Source organism: Mycobacterium sp. NPDC004974 (genome assembly GCF_053600815.1).
In genome coordinates this window covers 227,216-241,535 of the sequence record NZ_JBSGAQ010000003.1, presented here as the reverse complement: position 1 = coordinate 241,535, position 14,320 = coordinate 227,216, and the positions used below count along the sequence as shown (strand labels likewise).

Sequence of the window (14,320 nt, the reverse complement as noted above, 5' to 3'; positions counted from 1 at the left end):
GCCTGAACAAGGGACCTTTGACCCTGCCCGGGGGTGGACCGCAGGCGGAGGATTGCAGGTATGGAGCAGTTGACCGCATTGGACGCGGGGTTCCTCGAAGCCGAGGACTCCGACCGCCACGCGAGCTTGGCGATCGGGGCGATCGCCGTGCTCGACGGGCCGATGCCCAACCCTGAGACTGTCGTGGCCGGCCTGGCCGAACGCGCGATGACGGTGCCGCGCCTGCATCAGCTGCTGCACACCCAGCCACTCGATCTCGGCGCGCCGCAATGGGTGGAAGACACCAACTTCGACGCTTCCCACCACATTCACCATGCCGCGCTGCCACTGCCCGGAGACGATGCGGTGTTGTACCGGTGGGCCGCCGACATCATGGAACGCCGCCTGGACCGGGACCGTCCGTTGTGGGAGTGCTGGATCGTCGACGGGCTCGAAGGCAACCGGTGGGCCATCCTGCTGAAGGTCCACCACTGCATCGTCGACGGGATCGCCGCGACACGGCTGTTGAGTCGGCTCTGTGACGGCGGCGACGTGGTCGGCAAGGGTGTTGTTCGTCAAACTGTCAGGGGGACAGCTGCTTTCAGCCCGGCCGACTGGTTCGGTGAAGCATGGCGCATCTCTACCGGGCTACCCGTCGCCGCAATGCAGGCCGTCCGCGGAGCCCTCGACATCGTCACCGGGCTGCTGCGTCCGGCGGCTGCCAGCTCGTTGACCGGGCCCGTGACGAGCATGAGGCGTTACGCGGCAGGTGAGGTGTCACTGGACGACGTCGACACGGTGTCCCGGGAGTTCGGTGTGACGGTCAATGATGTTGCCCTGGCAGCGATCACCGACAGCTTCCGTAACACGCTGATCCGCCGGGGCGAGAAGCCGAGGAAGGACGCGCTGCGCACGTTGGTGCCGGTGTCGGTGCGCTCCGACGATGCGCATGACCGTACGGACAATCGCGTTTCCGTGATGCTGCCGTACCTTCCGGTCGACAAGGCCGATCCTGTGCAGCAGCTACGCGCCGTGCATTCCAGGCTCTCGAGAGCGAAGGCCAGCGGCCAGCGCGAAGCGGGCAACATCCTGGTGTCGGCTGCCAACGCGATTCCGTTCCCGCTCACCGCGTGGACCGTGCGGGCACTGACCCGGTTGCCGCAACGCGGCGTCGTCACCGTCGCCACGAATGTGCCCGGGCCGCGGAAGCGGTTGCGCGTCATGGGCTGCGAAGTCGTCAGGTTGCTGCCGATTCCGCCGATTGCGATGCAGCTGCGGACCGGTATCGCCATCATGAGTTATACCGACCGCCTGGTCTTCGGCGTCATCGGCGACTACGACTCGACGCCCGACGTCGACGAACTGGCGAAAGGCATCGAGCGTGCCGTTGCCCGTCTGGTCGACATCAGCGTCGGCCACTGGCGCTCCACCCCGGTGGGAACTCTGCAACTTGTACAGGGAGGATGATCGATGAAGGGACAAGAACTCGGCGTTCTCACCCGCAGGCAGTGCCTGGATCTGCTGGAGCGGGTGCGCGTCGGACGACTGGTGTTCACCGAGGACGCGTTGCCCGCCGTGCAGCCGGTCAACTTCCGTGTGTTGCACGACGACGTGGTGATCCGGGTGGCCGGCGGGCCCAAGCTGACCGCGGCCATCGAGCACCAGGTGGTGGCGTTCCAGGCCGATGAGCTTGACGCCGACCTACGGACGGGCTGGAGCGTGACGATCGTCGGGCATGCCGAGCCGATCACAGACGTGGACGAACAGGTGGAGGTCGCCGGAACGTTCGTGCAGCCGTGGGCCGAGGGGCGGCGCGATCACTTCGTGCGGATACGCGCCGAGAAGGTCACCGGGCGCGAGCTCCGGGACCACGCGATGCCGCACTACGGGATGGGCTAGTACCGCAACCTGTCGTCGACGACCCGCACGGCGTGGCCCGGGTGCTGCGTCGCGTACAGCGGGTGCAGCAGCATCGGGTGGCGGCAGTGCGCGCAGGAGGCCTGCGGCTGGTTCGCCGACGCGAAGGTCAGGTGGTGGCATTCGCTGCACCGGACCATGTAGCAGGCGCCGATCCAGTTGGCCATGCCCACGTAGATCGCCACCGTGGTTCCCGCGGCGAGCACCATGATCAAAGCGACCGTGAGCGCTTCGTAAACCGTCATCCCGGCACCTCCAAGCACGCCTATCGCAACGTGACGGATACCTAAAACGGTACTCGCGAACGCTAGGTTTTCCTGGCCCGTTTGAAGACCTTGTCCAGTTCTTTACCGCGCAACCCGTTGTGTTCAGCCTTGCGGACCTTGTGCAGAACCAGGGGACAGCGTTTGCAGCGAGGCTTGCTCTTACAGCACTTTTTCTTGGGCTTCAGGCCGGCGATTTTTGCGGACTTCAACGTGACGGGGCTCTCTCGTTTTCGTGATCGACCGGCCAGCCTGCGAGAATGTCGGGGTGGATTCACGCCCGAGCTTTCGCAATGTCGCCATCGTCGCCCACGTCGACCACGGCAAGACGACCCTAGTCGACGCGATGCTGCGACAGTCCGGTGCCTTGACGCACCGCGGCGACGACGCGGTCGAGCGCCTGATGGACTCCGGTGACCTTGAGAAGGAAAAGGGCATCACCATCCTGGCCAAGAACACCGCGGTGCACCGGCACCACGCCGACGGCACCATGACGGTGATCAATGTCATCGACACCCCTGGTCACGCCGATTTCGGCGGTGAGGTGGAGCGCGGCCTGTCCATGGTGGACGGCGTTGTTCTGCTGGTGGACGCCTCGGAAGGCCCGTTGCCGCAGACCCGGTTCGTGCTGCGCAAGGCCCTGTCCGCACACCTTCCGGTGATCCTGGTGGTCAACAAGACCGACCGGCCCGATGCGCGCATCGCCGAGGTGGTCGAGGAAAGCCACGACCTGCTGCTCGACGTGGCCTCCGATCTTGACGACGAGGCCCAGGCCGCCGCCGAGAAGGCGCTGGACCTGCCCACGCTGTACGCGTCGGGCCGTGCCGGCATCGCCTCGACGACGCAGCCCGCCAACGGCGAGAACCCCGACGGGGAGAACCTGGACCCGCTGTTCGACGTGCTGATGGAGCACATCCCGGCACCGTCCGGCGACCCCGAAGCGCCGCTGCAGGCGCTCGTCACCAACCTTGACGCCTCGGCCTTCCTGGGCCGCCTCGCGCTGATCCGCATCTACAACGGCCGGATCAAGAAGGGCCAGCAGGTGGCCTGGATGCGTGAGGTCGACGGCTCGCCGGTGATCACCAGCGCCAAGATCACCGAGTTGCTGGCCACCGAGGGCGTGGACCGCACTCCGACTGAAGAGGCTGTCGCCGGCGACATCGTCGCCGTCGCGGGCATAACCGAGATCATGATCGGCGACACCCTGGCCGACCCCGACAACTCGCACGCCCTGCCGCGCATCACCGTCGATGAGCCCGCCATCTCGGTCACGATCGGCACCAACACCTCGCCGCTGGCCGGCCGGGTGTCGGGGCACAAGCTGACCGCCCGGATGGTCAAGAACCGTCTTGATTCCGAACTCGTCGGCAACGTGTCGGTGCGAGTCGTCGACATCGGCCGCCCCGACGCCTGGGAGGTGCAGGGCCGTGGTGAGCTGGCCCTGGCCATCCTCGTCGAGCAGATGCGCCGCGAAGGCTTCGAACTGACCGTCGGCAAGCCCCAGGTGGTCACGAAGAACATCGACGGCAAGCTGCACGAACCGTTCGAGGAGCTGACCATCGATTGCCCGGAGGAGTTCGTCGGCTCGATCACCCAGTTGATGGCCAACCGCAAGGGCCGCATGGAGCAGATGGCCAACCACGCCGCCGGCTGGGTGCGGATGGACTTCGTGGTGCCCAGCCGCGGGCTGATCGGTTTCCGCACCGACTTCCTCACCGAGACCCGCGGCACCGGCATCGCCAACGCGGTGTTCGAGGGCTACCGGCCGTGGGCCGGGGAAATCCGGGCGCGGCATACCGGATCTCTGGTGAGCGACCGGTCCGGCTCCGTAACCCCGTTCGCGATGATCCAGCTCGCCGACCGCGGACAGTTCTTCGTCGAGCCGGGCGAGGACACCTACGAGGGCCAGGTGGTCGGGATCAACCCGCGTGCCGAGGATCTCGACATCAACATCACCCGTGAGAAGAAGCTGACGAACATGCGGTCGTCGACCGCTGATGTCATGGAGACGCTGGCGCGGCCACTGGACCTGACCCTGGAGCAGGCCATGGAGTTCTGCGCGGAGGATGAATGCGTCGAGGTGACGCCCGAGATCGTGCGGGTGCGCAAGGTGGAGCTGACGGCGTCGCTGCGGGCGCGTGCGAAGGCTCGGGCCAAAGCGCGCGGATAGTTTTGCGCTCTCCTGGGCGCCGAGTCTGCGTGCACGGCGCCGACTCTGCGCTCAGATCGTGAAATCCGCCGCGATCGCGATCTGATCGCAGTCTCGATGCCCTTGGCGCAGAGTCGATGACGGCAATAGCTTGGCGGCGCTATCCGATGCCGGCCGTCACACAGGGCCGTAGTGCATTGACCAACGGTGCCTCCGTGACGAGATGTGACGTCGGTCACTCTGGCCGACGGACAGACGTTGTCTGAGAATCGCCTGAAATGGATGCAAAATGCTGCACGCCCGTCAATTTCTGAGAATTTGCCCAACGGTGACTCTGATATGACCTGTTACTTACCCCAAAGTGGGCCATCATTGCGGTGTTTTCGGCGTGAAAGACTTGTATCCATCTGTTCGTTTTGGGTAGCTGAAGAGCCGCCGGCGCCGCAGTGCAGATGCGCAGCGGTGGCGGGCTGGGAGGGTCGATACCCTGAGTAGCGTGCCGACACCCCTCCGCTGCGCCCAGTTGACGATCGGGGCGCTCATATCGGTGCCGGCGCTCCTGTTCAGTGGCTGCACTGTGAGCCCGCCGCCGGCCCCGCAGAGCACCGAGACGACCGAGACGACGCCGCCGCCCCCGATGAAGGCGACGCAGATCATCATGGCCATCGATTCGATCGGCCCGGGGTTCAACCCGCATCTGCTGTCGGACCAGTCGCCGGTGAACGCGGCAGTCTCGGCGATGGTGCTGCCGAGTTCGTTCCGCCCGGTGCCAGATCCCAAGTCGCCGACGGGGTCGCGCTGGGAGCTCGATCCGACCCTGCTCGAATCGGCCGAGGTGACCAGTGAGAACCCCTTCACGGTCACCTACAAGATTCGTCCAGAGGCGCAGTGGACGGACAACGCACCGATTGCCGCCGACGACTACTGGTATTTGTGGCGCCAAATGGTCAGCCAGCCAGGCGTTGTCGACCCGGCCGGTTATGACCTGATCACGGGTGTGCAGTCGGTCGAGGGTGGCAAGCAGGCGGTCGTGACGTTCTCGCAGCCCTATCCGGCATGGCGGGAGCTGTTCAACGACATCCTCCCGGCCCATATCGTCAAGGACATTCCCGGTGGTTTCGGCGCCGGCCTGGCCCGGGCGATGCCGGTTACCGGCGGTCAGTTCCGGGTGGAGAGCATTGACCCGCAACGTGATGAGATCCTGCTGGCCCGCAACGACCGATACTGGAGCGTGCCGGCCAAGCCTGATCTGGTGCTGTTCCGCCGGGGTGGCGCTCCGGCCGCGCTCGCCGACTCCATCCGCAACGGCGACACCCAGGTGGCCCAGGTGCACGGTGGCGCAGCCACTTTCGCACAGCTGAGTGCGATCCCAGATGTCCGCACCGCCAGGATCGTCACGCCGCGGGTGATGCAGTTGACCCTGCGTGGGCAGCAGCCCACTCTCGCGGAAGCGCAGGTGCGCAAGGCGATCCTGGGCCTTATCGATGTCGACCTGCTCGCGTCGGTGGGTGCGGGCGACGACAACACCGTGACTCTGGCGCAGGCCCAGGTGCGCTCTCCGTCGGATCCCGGTTACGTACCGACGGCGCCCCCGGCAATGTCGAGGGAAGCCGCGCTGGATTTGTTGCGCGGTGCGGGTTATCAGATCGAACCGGTCGCTGAGCCGCCCGCCCCGGGTGCTCCGCCGGCACCCGACAACGGCAGGCAGCGCATCACCAAGGACGGCGCCGCGTTGTCATTGGTGCTCGGTGTGGCATCGAACGATCCGACATCGATCGCGGTGGCCAACACCGCGGCCGATCAATTGCGCAATGTCGGCATCGATGCCTCGGTGCTGGCCCTGGATCCTGTTGCGCTCTACGGCGATGCGTTGACGAACAATCGCGTCGACGCCGTCGTCGGCTGGCATCAGGCCGGGGGAGACCTGGCCACCAGCCTTGCCTCGCGCTACGGCTGCCGCGCTCTGGAAGCAACTGCCGTTTCGACAGCGGTTCCCGGCGTCGCTCCGTCGTCGTCGCCGAAGCCGACCACGAGCGCCACACCCGCGCCGACCGCCACGCCGACGTCGACCCAGCCGATCCCGGCTCCTGACCCGGGTGAGCTGGTGCAGGCGCCCAGCAATATCACCGGCATCTGTGACCACACCATCCAGCCGAAAATCGATGGGGCACTGGATGGCTCGCAGAACATCGCCGAGGTGATCCAGGCAGTCGAGCCTCGGCTGTGGAGTATGTCGACCGTCCTTCCGATCCTGCAGGACACGACGATCGTCGCCGCCGGACCGAGCGTGCAGAACGTCAGTCTGACCGGTGCCGTGCCCGTCGGCATCGTCGGCGACGCGGGCAGCTGGACCAAGGGGCGCTAGAAGGCGCGCAGTGGGCCCCTCGTGCGAGGAGGCCCACTCATGTTGGTGAATCAGGCTGCGTTGTGTGCGCCTGAGCCTGATGACGATGAGTCGCCACCGGACCTGGATCTGAGTGGGGAGCTGAGAACGTCCGGAGAAGCCGCAGGCCCCCTCCATCGCGTTGATGAAGGGGGCCTGGCGGTGGCGCTGGGTGCTAGTTGTCGGCGGAGCTCTTGGCGGAGTCCTTGGAGGCTTCCGCCTTCTTCTCCGCGGTCTTCTGCGCTCCGGGCTTGTCCTTCTTCAGGCCGTCGGTCAGCTTCTTGACGGCTGACTTGACCTGGTTGCGGACTGCGTTGGCGGAGTTCGCCTTGGCCTGTCCCTTGGCGGCCTTGGGCGACGCCTTCGGCGAAGCGTCGGTCGACGGCTTGGCGGCCGCCGGGGTGGTGTCCTCGCTGTCGGCCGAAGCCCCGTTGGTGTCAGCCGCAGGGCTGGTCTCCGGCGACGTGGCCGCTTCCGTGGTCGCAGGCTCGGGCGTTGTCGAATTGGATTGCGACGCAGCAGGTGTCGCGCTGATTTCCTTGGCCGGGGCGACGTCGAGCGTCACAGTCTTGGCTGCGGGGGCCAGCGTCGAATTCAACGAGACCGCCTCCGAAGTAGCGCCGAGCCCAGGCAGGCCGCCGAGGAGGTTGTCGCGGTCTGCGCCGGGGGTGGCCAGCGAGTCGGCGATCTGGGAGAGCGTGCTCAGCAACGTCGAGATGGTTCCGCCAGGGATGAAGCCTTGCGCGGCGCTCAGTATGCCGGCCGTGAACGTGGGTGGCATGCCGTCGCCGTTTTCGATCGAGAACCCGTTGAGCAAGGCGCCGGTGAGTGTGGCGGGAGAATTCACCAGCGTGGTGACGAAATCGGCCACATCGCCGCTGTTCGTGGCGTCGGCCAGGTTCTCGAGGACGTATCCGCCGGCCGCGGCGGTCGCCATCAGCGGGGAGAGGACTCCGTTCAACAGCAGGGCCGGCGCGCCTTCGGGGAGCAGCTTCACCATGTTCGCCAGATTTGCGAACGGTTGGGCGATCACTGACCAGGCGCCGGGCAGCCATTGATTCCCCACGAAGGAGAGCAGCGGGAGACCCAGCATGAGGGGGCTCGATATCAGGGCGGCGAAGCCCATTTGGAGATTCCCGGCAGCGATCAGATCGGTGGCAGCCTTGACGGCCGCTTGGAAGCTCATGAAGCTCTCGGGGTCGAGGGCTGTGGTCATACCCTCGATGAGCTGCTGCGTTGACTCGCTCAAGACATTCGCACTGTGCAGCTGGTTGGCGATGATCTGGCGCAGGACGGGGGCGGGGTCCGCTGCCACCTGCCCGCCGAGACCGCCCAGGTTCTGGAAGGCTGCTCCGATGACGTCGGCCCACAGCTCCAGGGGATTGGCGGCGGCGGTGAGGTTCACGGCGGCGGACGAGACGTCAATCGCTGGAAGGTGAACGTCCGGTACCGGCGGCGCCAGTGGGCTGACTGCGATGGCGCCGGCACCTACAAGTGCCACCCCTGCGGCTAGATACGACCGAGAAGCGAGTTGCATTGGAATTCCTTACGGGACTAGGTCAACTGCGAAATAAGGGGTTACGTTGACGAGGTTCGCCCGTCATCGGACTGCCGCCGCCGCGTCGTTCTGCCGCGCGCTGAGCGATTGGGTGGAGCGGGAGGCCCCCTCCACCGATCTGGTGGAGGGGGCCTGCCGGTGGTGCTGGGGGTTAGCCCTTGTCGGAGCCCTTGGCGGAGTCGTTGGAGGATTCCGCCTTCTTCTCCGCACCCTTTTGGGGGCCGGTCTTGTCCTTCTTCAGGCCGTCGGTCAGCTTCTTGACGGCCGACTTGACCTGGCTGCGGACTGCGTTGGCGGAGTTCTCCTTGGCTTGTCCCTTGGCAGCCTTCGGCGACGCCTTCGTCAGCTTGGTGACGGGCTTCGTGTCGGCTCCGGCGTCTGAAGCATCCGAAGCATTCGAAGCATCGGCTGCCGGAGCCGCGGCAGAGTCGGCTTCGGTACCAGAAGCGTTGTCGGCGTTGGAAACTGGAGCCGATGCCGGCTTCTCGGCCTGCAGCGTCGAGACCTCGACCGTCGCGGGGGCCGGGGCGGCCAGCGCCTTGGCGGTAATCACGTCGGTCGGAGGGGTGAACGGCTTGGGCTTGATCTGCTTGAGGGCGTCGACGAAGCTGTCTTCGATGTAGTTGCCCATGCTGATCGTCGCGTCGATTTGGAAGACCATGCTCGTGGCGAGGTCGGAGATGCCGTGCTGTACGGCATTCACCACATTGATCGGATCGCCGGAAACTGCTGCGTTGATTACGTTCTGGGCTCCGACGAGGACCTGCTTCACCAAGGGCAGCGGTTGTCCGGGAATGTCGAATCCGATACCGACTGTGGCAGAAGCCAGCCCGATGATCACGCCGAGTGAGGCATTGGCGGCAGCATCGATGAGCGGTTGTGGAACGTTGAATACGTGCCCGATGGCGTTGATCTCGGGGCTCATCGCGTTGAGGAAGATATCGACGACAGGCTGCATCCCCGGCAGCACCAACGCATCGATGGCGCCGCTGGGATTGCCGGCGGCGAACTGTGCCCCGGCGGCCTGCAGTGCCGCGGGCAGTCCGGCGGCCAGATCGCCGAGCGCCTTGCCGAGCGCGGTCACCGCGGCTGCGCTGGTTTCCCCGAGCGCGGCCAGGTTGGGGCCGAACTCCTGGGCGTTGACGACTATGTCCGCGAGTGTCTGCGCGATGAGCCAAACCGGGGGCGTGGTCATGAACGCCTGGTAACCGGCGACCGCGTTGTCGACGAGTTGCCGGGGGATCGGCGCCGGATTGGTGGTCTGGCGTTCGATGATGTTGTTGATCAACGTCTGCGTCGCGGTCGCCACGGGCTCGAAGACGGTCACCGGGTTGTCGATGGCAGCCGTCAGCGCGTACGGCATATGAACCTGCGGGACGGGCGGAGCCGTGGGGCTGACTGCGATGGCGCTGGCGCCAACGAGTGCCACCCCCGCGGCCAGGTACGACCGAGCAGCGAGTTGCATTGAGTCTCCTTACGGGAGCGTAACTAAGGTCGGCGCAGAAGTTACCCCATAGTAAGTTCGGTTGTCTGCAAACCCTCTTAACTAATTTTCAGCTCGTCGGAACCCGGCTGGCGCTCGGCAAATGAACTCAGGGCATCTGTGATACGGCTGGTAGTGCCCATTTCCCAAGGTCGAACAGTATGGTTGCGATACCGGCAGTAGCGATATTTGGGCGAGAGATCGACCGGCCGTAGCAAAGAAGTGGCAGGTATGGTCAATGGATTGCTAGCGAAGCTCCTGGGCGTAAGCGCGGTTAGGTTACCCAGCGGTAATGCAGACGTGATGTCAGTCGGGGAGTTAGCGCGCACACAGTGGACATCATGGTGTGATCTGTAAAACACAGACCACTGGGATGCGGTGCCGGACACTAATGAGACCGACGGTCCCGGTATTCGCGCCATGCTTGCGATGGCAACTAAGTGGCAGTCTCGGCCAGTTTCAAAATCTACGGATTTCGTTGTCGTGGTTTGCCCGCGACCGGTCAGACGGCCGTCACCTTGGCGCGCCTCTCGGCGAGCGATTGGAGCCCGTAAGCGGCCAGCGCGGCGGCCGAGAACGGCAGCAGCACCCAAAGCGGCGGACGTGCCAGCTCCCACACGAACAACGCCGCCCAGATCGGTGCCCGCTGAGTCACGGCAAGTACTCCGGCGGCACAGGTCAGCGATACCGCGGCGACGCTGACCGGGTGAACGTCCAGGGTGTTGATCGCAAGGGCGATAAGCGAACCGAGCGCGGCGCCGGTCGCGAGCGCGGGGGTGAGCATGCCGCCCACCGCGCCGGCGCGCAGGAAAATCGCCGTGAGGATGGGTTTGAGGAGCAGGATCACCGCGGCAGATCCGAGCGTCATGCCACTGTCGAGACTGACAGTCAGGATGCTCTTGCCATTGCCCGGGAGCTCGGGCCACCACACCGAACCAAGGCCGACGAGCAGGCCCGCCGCGGCGATGCCCGGGATGATCAGCCACGACGTGAGCGCCACCGTGGGGCGGGCCAGTGCCATGAGCCGGTTGAATGCCATGCCCACCGCGACCGCCAGGGGGGCCAGGACCAACGCGAAACCGGTCAGTAAATACGACAGGCTCGGGTCCGGCCATTCGAGCGGAGCCCGAACATGCGTCACCGGTGACGCGACGGCGACTGCCAACGCAGAGGTGACCAACGCGGCTCCGACTGCCCGTGGATGCCAGGTGTGCAACATGATCCGGATCGCGAACAACGCACCGCCGACCGGCACGCTGTATACCGCTCCGAGCCCGGCCCCCGCGGCGCAGGCGAGCAGAATCTCGCGGTCGTGGGGCGTCAACGCCCACCGTGAGGTGCCGGCGTCGCCGAGCGCCACGGCAACCTGACGGGGTGCGCCCTCACGGCCCAGCGATGCACCGGAACCCACCACGAGCACCTGGAGCGCGGCGTCGAGCGTCAGTGAAAGCCGGGGGATGGCACGGTGATTGGCGATGGTCGACGCCAGCCCGGGGACTTCGTGGTGCCGACGCAGAACCCACCAGCCGAACCCGGCCAGCGCTCCGCCGATCATCGGGCCGACTGCGCGGCGCACCGGGCTGCTACCGGTGACGCCTTCCAGTAGCGAGCCGAATGTGTACGCATAGGTGAGGTGCTCGACGAAGTGCAGGAGAACCGTCGTCGCCATGCCGGCCAGGCCCGCCAGCAACCCGATGACGACGATGCTGCAGCCGAACTCAAGCTCACGCCTGGTCACTCCGTGAATGTATGCGGGATACGCGGATTCGTCAGCGTGGTCGGGAAAGCCGGTGACGTGGGACTTCCCGCACGGCCGTCGGCGCCCCGCTATCGTCGGTGACGATGCCCAGCGAAACGCCCCGCCTGCTGTTCGTCCACGCCCATCCGGACGACGAAACCCTCACCACCGGCGCCACGATCGCCCATTACGCCGCGCTCGGCGCCGACGTGCATGTGGTGACGTGCACCCTCGGCGAGGAGGGGGAGGTCATCGGCGACCGCTACGCGCGGTTGGCCGTCGACCACGCCGACCAACTCGGCGGATACCGGATCAGCGAGCTGACCAAGGCGCTGAGCGCGCTGGGCATCGGCGCACCGCAGTTCCTCGGCGGCCCCGGTCGGTGGCGCGACTCGGGCATGGAGGGTTCACCGGCGCGCAAACAACAACGCTTCATCGACGCCGATTTCGACGAGGCAGTCGGCGAACTGGTGCAGATCATCGAGAACCTCCGACCTCACGTCGTCGTCACCTACGACCCCGACGGCGGGTACGGGCACCCCGACCACAAGCAGGCCCACCTCGTCACCACTGCCGCTGTCGCGGCTGCCGGCTGGGACGTCCCCAAGTTCTATTGGACGGTCATGGCGAGCACCGCGATGCGTGCCGGCCTCACGGGCCTGCAGGACGTTCCCGAGGACTGGATCCGGATCGACGTCGGCGATGTTCCGTTCGGGTACGCCGACGACCAGATCGATGCCGTCGTCGACGCCACCGCGCAGCTGCCGGCCAAGGTCGCCGCGATGCGCGCGCACGCCACCCAAGTCACCGTCGCCTCCGACGGGAGCGCATTCGCGCTGTCCAACAACCTCGCCCTGCCGCTGCTCGGTGAGGAGCACTACGTGCTCGTGTCGGGCGCCGCCGGGGAGCGGGACGGGCGTGGGTGGGAAACCGACCTGCTGTGCGGACTGAATCTGCAATAGCCAAAACCGGACGCGGTAAGCTCCGGTGAATCAGACGCGTCGAAGGGACATTCATGGACCCCGATCTGGATCCGAATCTGCAGCACTGGCAGGACCGTTTTGACAACTACCAGTGGGTGGTGGGTTCGATGGTCGGGCTGCTCGACAGCATTCCCACCTGACCCCGCCCTCGGACCTGGTGCTGGGTCGCATCGTCCTGGCACTGCTCGCGGTTGACGGCGTCATCTCGGCCGTCGTAGGTGCATTGCTGCTGCCCTCATATATCGGATCGATCCCATTTCCGGTGAGCGCGCTGGCGGTCGGAGTGGTCAACACCGCGCTCGTGTGGGCGGCCATGTACTGGACCGATTCCATGCGGATGGCGGCCCTGCCCCTGTGGACTTGGCTGGCCACCGTCGTTGCCATGACGTTCGGCGGCCCAGGCGGAGACATCATCTTCGCCGGCCGCGGATTGATGTCCTACGGATCGCTGATATTCATCGCCGCCGGTGCGTTACCACCGGCGGCGATGCTTCGACTGCGCTACCGCCGCTGACCTAGCTCTTGCCGTTGTCGGACTTGCTGTTGTCCTTGGACTGCTGGGAATCCTTGGACGACACGGTCTTTTCCTTCTTGACCTTGGGCTTCGGCGCCACGTTCTTGACCGCGTTCCTGACTGCCTCGCGGGTGTCGTCGGTGGCTTTCTTCACGCCCGCCGCCGACTTGTCGAAGGCAGAGCGGATGCCCTGTTTGCCTGAGGGCACGGTACGGGCCGGTGTCTTGTCGACCGCTTCTGTCTTGTCGACCGAGGTTTCGTTCGGCGCCTCGGTTGCTGTCGTATCGGCGCCGACATTCCGCAGAGACTCGCGTACCGACTTCGGGACGACGCTGATGTCGTCTTTCTGTGCGGTCGTGATCTCCTGCGCGCCGGTGTAGTCCGAAATGGCCTTGACGGTGTCTTTGAGGCCGTTGGCGAGGTTCTCCGACGCTTCCTTGGCGCTCTCGATCGTGCCTTCGAGAGCCTTTTCGGCTGTGCTCCCGGCGATCTCCGTGACCGGATTCACTTCGTCCGCCGCTGCCTGCACCTTGAGACGGTCGGTGAGGGTTGCGAGGCCGGTTCCCCCGGCCAGCGACTTGAACGCCGTGGCGAAGTCGTCGCGGGCCTTGGCGAGTGCGTCGGTCAGCGACGTGAGCGGGCTCTGGACGGCGCCTCCGAGCGCTGCTGTCGGTGCGGCGAGCGCGCTGGCCAGGAACGGTCCCTGCAGCGGCGGACGCGGTGGGAGCGGGATCGGCGGCAACGGGATGAACGTGCCGACGACATCGATGCCCAGCCACGCGACGGCCAGGACGGCATCCACGCCGAAGTCGGCGAGGTTCTGGATGATGCCGCCGTTCCCGCGCAACCAGTCGGTGAAGTTGAAGACGCCGCTGGCGACGAGGGATTGGCCGAAGTTGTAGGCGTCCATGAGTAGGCCGCCGGCCCATCCGCCGACCCAGGGAATCCATCCGAGTGCGTATGCGCCGACTTCGAATCCCCACCGCACCCAGGGCTCGACCGTCACATAGACCTGGTCGATCGTGTTGGCCAGATTAGGTGCGATAGCGATCGCGGTGGGTTGTGCGGTCACATCACCGGCGACCGCGGCCGACGGCGCGATGCCCGGCGCGGCGGCGGAACCGGTCTGGGTGGGGAGCTTCGGTGCCACCGCGGCCGTCATCCGGCTGGCCGCGGCGAGCAGATCGACCATGGCCTGCGTCAGCTGCGGCTGTGTGGAGGTCGGGTGCGCGGGGACGGCGATGTCAGCCGGAGCTGGTTGGACCGGGGTGAGCGCGATGGCTGTGGCGGTAGCTGCGGCGGCTCCTGCCACCAGATATGAACGAACACTTGTGGGCATCACGACTCCTTCGG

At 66.0% G+C, this 14,320-nt stretch carries 11 protein-coding genes; 6 read left to right on the top strand and 5 right to left on the bottom strand.

Features of this window, described 5'->3' with window-relative positions; genetic code table 11:
- Nucleotides 1-60: 60 nt before the first annotated feature.
- Together ACWEFV_RS09180 and ACWEFV_RS09175 are read left to right on the top strand one after the other, a co-directional pair.
- The gene (locus tag ACWEFV_RS09180) at nucleotides 61-1,446 is read left to right on the top strand and encodes a WS/DGAT/MGAT family O-acyltransferase (protein ID WP_450069912.1); all 1,386 of its coding nucleotides are present in this window, start codon (nucleotides 61-63) and stop codon (nucleotides 1,444-1,446) included.
- A 3-nt stretch (nucleotides 1,447-1,449) separates the two neighbouring features.
- Nucleotides 1,450-1,878, top strand: coding sequence for a pyridoxamine 5'-phosphate oxidase family protein (locus tag ACWEFV_RS09175; protein WP_450069911.1), 429 nt, complete (start codon nucleotides 1,450-1,452; stop codon nucleotides 1,876-1,878).
- Here ACWEFV_RS09175 and ACWEFV_RS09170 read toward each other — a convergent pair.
- A complete protein-coding gene (locus ACWEFV_RS09170; protein ID WP_135457375.1) occupies nucleotides 1,875-2,141 on the bottom strand; it encodes a hypothetical protein in 267 nt (88 codons plus the stop codon). The genes ACWEFV_RS09175 and ACWEFV_RS09170 overlap by 4 nt on opposite strands.
- Before the next feature lie 286 nt (nucleotides 2,142-2,427).
- Between ACWEFV_RS09170 and typA the strand changes: the two genes are divergently transcribed.
- Nucleotides 2,428-4,329 carry a translational GTPase TypA gene (gene typA, locus ACWEFV_RS09165; protein ID WP_135457371.1) on the top strand — a complete coding sequence of 634 codons (1,902 nt, stop codon included), beginning with the start codon at nucleotides 2,428-2,430 and terminating at the stop codon, nucleotides 4,327-4,329.
- A gap of 466 nt (nucleotides 4,330-4,795) precedes the next feature.
- Nucleotides 4,796-6,673, top strand: coding sequence for an ABC transporter family substrate-binding protein (locus ACWEFV_RS09160; protein WP_450070159.1), 1,878 nt, complete (start codon nucleotides 4,796-4,798; stop codon nucleotides 6,671-6,673).
- 193 nt (nucleotides 6,674-6,866) lie between these two features.
- Here ACWEFV_RS09160 and ACWEFV_RS09155 read toward each other — a convergent pair whose 3' ends face one another.
- From ACWEFV_RS09155 to ACWEFV_RS09145, 3 genes are all read right to left on the bottom strand, one after another.
- Nucleotides 6,867-8,228 carry a hypothetical protein gene (locus ACWEFV_RS09155; protein ID WP_450069910.1) on the bottom strand — a complete coding sequence of 454 codons (1,362 nt, stop codon included), beginning with the start codon at nucleotides 8,226-8,228 and terminating at the stop codon, nucleotides 6,867-6,869.
- 172 nt (nucleotides 8,229-8,400) lie between these two features.
- Entirely contained in the window at nucleotides 8,401-9,714 is a 1,314-nt protein-coding gene (locus ACWEFV_RS09150; protein ID WP_450069909.1) for a hypothetical protein, read from the bottom strand.
- Nucleotides 9,715-10,234: 520 nt separating this feature from the next.
- Nucleotides 10,235-11,470: a chloride channel protein gene (locus ACWEFV_RS09145; RefSeq protein ID WP_450069908.1), complete on the bottom strand. Its 1,236-nt coding sequence runs from the start codon at nucleotides 11,468-11,470 to the stop codon at nucleotides 10,235-10,237.
- 104 nt (nucleotides 11,471-11,574) lie between these two features.
- Here ACWEFV_RS09145 and mshB point away from each other — a divergent pair, with 104 nt between their 5' ends.
- Nucleotides 11,575-12,432 (top strand): N-acetyl-1-D-myo-inositol-2-amino-2-deoxy-alpha-D-glucopyranoside deacetylase, encoded by an 858-nt coding sequence (gene mshB, locus ACWEFV_RS09140; protein WP_450069907.1) that lies wholly within the window; start codon nucleotides 11,575-11,577, stop codon nucleotides 12,430-12,432.
- 178 nt (nucleotides 12,433-12,610) lie between these two features.
- A complete protein-coding gene (locus tag ACWEFV_RS09135; RefSeq protein WP_450069906.1) occupies nucleotides 12,611-12,967 on the top strand; it encodes a hypothetical protein in 357 nt (118 codons plus the stop codon).
- 1 nt (nucleotide 12,968) lies between these two features.
- Here the strand turns inward: ACWEFV_RS09135 and ACWEFV_RS09130 are convergent, their stop codons facing one another.
- Nucleotides 12,969-14,306, bottom strand: coding sequence for a hypothetical protein (locus tag ACWEFV_RS09130; RefSeq protein WP_450069905.1), 1,338 nt, complete (start codon nucleotides 14,304-14,306; stop codon nucleotides 12,969-12,971).
- Between the last annotated feature and the right edge of the window lie 14 nt (nucleotides 14,307-14,320).